The organism is Arsenicicoccus sp. UBA2120 (assembly GCF_002330965.1).
GTDB lineage: Bacteria > Actinomycetota > Actinomycetes > Actinomycetales > Dermatophilaceae > Arsenicicoccus > Arsenicicoccus bolidensis.
On the sequence record NZ_DCYC01000076.1, the window covers coordinates 24,841 to 29,830 of the forward strand.

General features: G+C 70.5%; 6 protein-coding genes. 5 read left to right on the forward strand and 1 reads right to left on the reverse strand.

Annotated elements, in window-relative coordinates; translation table 11 throughout:
• Positions 1–522: orotate phosphoribosyltransferase (pyrE, locus tag B2P18_RS12795; protein WP_286960474.1), on the forward strand; the 522-nt coding region annotated here is incomplete at its 5' end.
• A 145-nt stretch (positions 523–667) separates the two neighbouring features.
• The gene (locus tag B2P18_RS12800) at positions 668–1,525 is read left to right on the forward strand and encodes a LemA family protein (RefSeq protein WP_286960479.1); all 858 of its coding nucleotides are present in this window, start codon (positions 668–670) and stop codon (positions 1,523–1,525) included.
• A gap of 86 nt (positions 1,526–1,611) precedes the next feature.
• On the opposite strand, the gene B2P18_RS12805 is transcribed toward B2P18_RS12800, so the two are convergent.
• Positions 1,612–2,292, reverse strand: coding sequence for a DedA family protein (locus tag B2P18_RS12805; RefSeq protein WP_286960498.1), 681 nt, complete (start codon positions 2,290–2,292; stop codon positions 1,612–1,614).
• Between the two features lie 130 nt (positions 2,293–2,422).
• On the opposite strand from B2P18_RS12805, the gene B2P18_RS12810 reads away from it, so the two are divergent.
• From B2P18_RS12810 to B2P18_RS12820, 3 genes are all read left to right on the forward strand, one after another.
• A complete protein-coding gene (locus B2P18_RS12810) occupies positions 2,423–3,130 on the forward strand; it encodes a TrmH family RNA methyltransferase (RefSeq protein ID WP_239261273.1) in 708 nt (235 codons plus the stop codon).
• 351 nt (positions 3,131–3,481) lie between these two features.
• The gene (fbaA, locus tag B2P18_RS12815) at positions 3,482–4,510 is read left to right on the forward strand and encodes a class II fructose-bisphosphate aldolase (RefSeq protein WP_029210793.1); all 1,029 of its coding nucleotides are present in this window, start codon (positions 3,482–3,484) and stop codon (positions 4,508–4,510) included.
• A 12-nt stretch (positions 4,511–4,522) separates the two neighbouring features.
• Positions 4,523–4,948 carry a DUF3151 domain-containing protein gene (locus tag B2P18_RS12820; protein ID WP_019284977.1) on the forward strand — a complete coding sequence of 142 codons (426 nt, stop codon included), beginning with the start codon at positions 4,523–4,525 and terminating at the stop codon, positions 4,946–4,948.
• The last annotated feature ends 42 nt before the right edge of the window (positions 4,949–4,990 follow it).

A 4,990-nucleotide genomic window follows, 5' to 3' on the forward strand; every position in this document is an offset into this window, starting at 1 on the left:
GAGATCATCAAGGACAAGGCGATCGTCCACGGTCGCGTCACGCTGTCCTCCGGCAAGGAGGCCGACTACTACGTCGACCTGCGGCGCATCACCCTCGACGGCGAGGCGGCGCCCCTGGTCGGCATCGTGATGCGCGACCTCACCAAGGACCTCGCGTATGACGCCGTGGGCGGCCTCACGCTCGGCGCCGACCCCGTCGCCACGTCGATGCTGCACGCGTCCGCCGCCGCAGGCGAGAGGCTCGACGCGTTCGTCGTCCGCAAGGCCGGCAAGGCGCACGGCCTGCAGCAGCGCATCGAGGGTCCGTCGATCCGCGGTCGTCGCGTGCTGGTCGTCGAGGACACCACGACCACGGGCGGCTCGCCGCTCGACGCCGTCGCCGCCGCCCGCGAGGACGGGGCAGAGGTGGTGGCCGTGGCCACCATCGCCGACCGCGCGACCGGCGCCGGCGAGCGCATCCAGGACGAGGCCGGCGTGCCCTACCTCCACGTCTACTCCCTGGAGGAGCTCGGCCTCGCCTGAGCGTCAGCCACCTGACCGTCGGGGCGGTCCCGGCCGCCGGGTGCCGCAGGGAACGCCGGAGGGCGGCGGCTCGTCATACGGTCAACCGCCGTGATCGGCCGACTAGGCTGATCACGACCTCAGTCCCGCTCTGGAGGGAGCCGACGTGACACCCGTCCTCATCACGCTGATCGTCCTGCTCGTCATCATCGCCCTGATCGTCATGTGGCTCGTCGGCATGCACAACAGCCTCATCGGGCTGCGCAACCGCACGCAGGAGTCCTGGCGCCAGATTGACGTCGAGCTCAAGCGGCGGCACGACCTGATCCCCAACCTCGTCGAGACCGTCAAGGGCTTCGCGACTCACGAGCGCGGCACGCTCGACGACGTGATGCGCGCGCGGTCCGCCGCCGTCAGCGCCGGCGGGAGCCCCGCCGAGACCGCCGCCGCGGAGCAGCAGCTCACCGGCGCCGTCGGCCGTCTGATGGCCGTCGCCGAGGCCTACCCGCAGCTCCAGGCCAACTCGAACTTCCTGGCCCTTCAGCAGGAGCTCGCCTCCACCGAGGACCGCATCGCCTCCGGGCGCCGCTACTACAACGCCACGGTGCGCGAGCTCAACACCAAGGTCGAGTCCTTCCCGAGCAACATGATCGCCAAGCAGTTCGGGATCCACCAGGAGCAGTACTTCGAGGCCGAGGCGCAGGCGCGCAGCACCCCGCAGGTCAACTTCGACACCAACTCGCCGCGCACCTACGAGTCCGCCCCCGAGCCGCAGCACGGCGGACCCTCGCAGGGCGCGACCCCGGCCGCTCCGGCGCAGCCGGCCGCGCCTGCCCAGACGCCCGGTCTCGGTCAGCCGGGCACGGCGGAGGGCGCTCACGCCCCGGCCGGCGGCCTGCCCGCCGGTGCCGCCGACAACGCCCAGGGCGCCGGTCGTCAGGGTGGCGTTCCGGACACCAACCCGCACCAGGAGGGCGGCGCCCTCAGCTGGCCGTCCACCCAGCCGGACAAGCCCCAGCAGTAGTCACCAGCACGAAGGACGCCCACCCCCGATCCAGGGGGTCGGCGTCCTTCGTCGTCGCGTCGGGTGGTCGGCCGGCTCTCGCCCGGTCAGGCCTCGTGGCGGGTGCTGCCCGCGCCCGGCGTCGGGTCGATGGTGGAGCGGCCCTTGCGGCGCTTGTGCATCCACCACTCGAAAACCATGGGGAGCACCGAGATGGCGACGATCAGCAGGATCGCGGTCTCGAGGTTGTTCTGCACCGCGGGGATGGCGCCCAGGAAGTAGCCGAGCAGGGTCACGCCGCAGGCCCACAGCACCGCGCCGACCGCCGACCAGGTGAAGAACCGCTTGCGGTCCATCTGGCCGACGCCCGCGACGACCGTGATGAAGGTCCGCACGATCGGCACGAACCGACCGATGACCAGGGCCTTGTTGCCGTACTGGTCGAAGAAGGCGATGGTCTGGTCGAAGTACTTCTTCTTGAGGAAGCGCCCGTCGCGGTTGTAGAGCGGGGTCCCGATGGCCCGCCCGATCTCGTAGCCCACCACGTTGCCGGCGAACGCGGCGATCGACAGCAGCGCCAGGGCGAGGCCCAGGTGGACGTCGACGTCTCCGCGCTTGATGAACATGCCGATCGCAAAGAGCAGCGAGTCGCCCGGCAGGATCGGGAACAGCAGGCCGCACTCGACGAACACGATCGCCATGGAGAGCCAGAAGAAGGCGTTGCCGTAGTTGTCGAGGAGGTACTGCGGGTCCATCCAGCTCAGGGAGGACATCAGCTCGGGGATCATCACGCCGACCAGGGTACGGGGGATTCCTGTCCCCCCGCTGTCGCACCGCTGTGGCGGCGGGAGGGTTCCTCGACCCGGCCGCTCCCTCGCCGGGCGGGGACCGAGGCCGTATGCCGATAGCCTGCCGCCCGTGAGCGATCAGGCATCCGGCGGGGGAGACGCGACGACGGGCGGCGGGCGGGCGGCGGCGATCGGTGTCGGGCCCTGGCCGGGACCCTGGCCCACGCGGCCGGACGGGTCACCGGACCCCCGCTACGACCCGGAGCTGCTGCGGGACGGCGACCGCCGCAACGTGGAGGACCGCTTCCGCTACCTGACGATGGCGGCGATCGTGGCGGCGCTGGACGAGACGCGGCACGAGCTGCACGTCGCCGTCGAGAACTGGGAGCACGACCTCAACATCGGGTCGGTGATCCGCACCGCCAACGCGTTCAACGTCGCTGCCTTCCACGTCGTGGGCCGTCGCCGCTGGAACCGTCGCGGCGCGATGGTCACAGACCGCTACCAGCACGAGATCCACCACCCGGACGTCGCCGATCTCGTCGCCTGGTGCCGCGCGCAGGAGCGTGACGCGCTGGAGAGCGGGCGGGACGGCATACCGCTGATCGCGGTCGACAACGTGTCCGGGAGCGTGCCGCTGGAGACCTTCGAGCTGCCGCGGCGGTGCGTGCTGGCGTTCGGGCAGGAGGGGCCCGGGCTGACGAGCGAGCTGCTGGACGCCGCGGACGCCGTCGTGCACATCACGCAGTTCGGGTCGACGCGGTCGATCAACGCCGGCGCGGCTGCCGCGATCGCGATGCACGCGTGGGTGCGAAGGTGGGCGGACATGCCTACCTGAGGTAGGTCCATCGGCCTGGGGTGCGAAGGCGGGCGGATGTGACTACCTGAGGTAGGTACGGATACCCATGTGCGTGGGGGTGAGGGTCTCCTAGCCTGGAGGTGCGCGATGCACCAGAGGGGGAGGTGCATCGCGCACCACTGTGTCCAGCACCCTGCGCACCACACTGTGCCCAGCAGCATGTGCAGCACCGTCCCGGCCCTCGCGGGTGTCCGTCCCGTGGCGTTTCGCGCCCACCAGGTGGACCCCTGCGGGGGCCGGTCGCCGTCCTGGGCCCGGTGATGGAAGGATGGGAACGTGCCTCCGGCCCCGTGCCGGTCACCGACAGCCCAACCGAAGGAGAACCCGCACATGCCCATCGCAACCCCTGAGGTCTACCGCGACATGCTCGACCGCGCGAAGGCTGGCTCCTTCGCGTACCCGGCCATCAACGTCACCTCCTCCCAGACCGCGACGGCAGCGATCCGCGGTTTCGCCGAGGCCGGCAGCGACGGCATCCTCCAGGTCTCGACCGGCGGCGCGGAGTACCTCTCCGGCTCGACCATCAAGGACATGGTGACCGGGTCCCTGGCCCTCGCCGCCTACGCCACCGAGGTCGCCAAGAACTACGACGTCAACATCGCCCTCCACACGGACCACTGCCCCGAGAACAAGCTGGACGGCTTCGTCCGCCCGCTGCTCAAGGCGTCGGAGGCTAACTACGAGAAGTACGGCGTCCCGATCTTCCAGTCCCACATGTGGGACGGCTCGGCCGTGCCGCTAGACCGCAACCTCGAGATCGCCCAGGAGCTCCTCGCGATCTGCAACAAGCTCGACGTCGTCCTCGAGGTCGAGATCGGTGTCGTCGGTGGCGAGGAGGACGGTGTCGCCAACGAGATCAACGACCAGCTCTACACCACCACCGAGGACGCGCTGAAGACCGTCGAGGCGCTCGGCCTGGGCGAGAAGGGTCGCTACATGGCCGCCCTCACCTTCGGCAACGTGCACGGCGTCTACAAGCCGGGCAACGTCAAGCTGCGCCCCGAGATCCTCAAGGAGTGCCAGGACGCGATCGTCGCCAAGTACGGCACCGACAAGGGCGACAAGCCGCTCGACCTCGTCTTCCACGGCGGCTCGGGCTCCCTGCCGCAGGAGATCTCGGACGCGGTCGACTACGGCGTCATCAAGATGAACGTCGACACCGACACCCAGTACGCCTTCACGCGCCCGGTCGCCGACTGGATGCTGAAGAACTACAGCGGCGTCCTCAAGATCGACGGCGAGGTCGGCAACAAGAAGCAGTACGACCCGCGCGCGTGGGGCAAGGAGGCGGAGGCCGGCATGGCCCGCCGTGTCATCGAGGCCTGCGAGAACCTGCGTTCCGCCGGCACCCACAAGTGAGTCGAGGACTGCATGACTGAGCGCCCCAACCTGCTGGGGCCCGAGCCGACGCGGCTGCCGGTGGACCCGGCGGCCGCGTCGCTCGCGTCCGGGCAGGACGCCATGGCCGTGGCCGCGGCCAACCCCACCTCGTCGCTGGCCTGGGCCACGCTCGCGGAGTCCGCCCTGCAGGGTGGGCGCCCGGTCGAGGCCTACGCCTACGCCCGCACGGGCTACCACCGTGGGCTCGACTCGCTGCGTCGCGCCGGCTGGCGCGGTCAGGGTGAGGTCCCCTGGGAGCACGAGCCCAACCGCGGATTCCTCTGTGCCGTCGCAGCGCTCGCCTACGCGGCGGACGCCATCGGCGAGGAGGACGAGCGGGAGCGCTGCGCCCAGCTGCTGCGCGACTCCTCGATGGAGGCGGCGCGCCAGATGGGCCTGGTCCCTCCGCAGGAGTGACCCTGCCGTCTGCCGACACAGGTATGACGAGAGCGCGCCCTC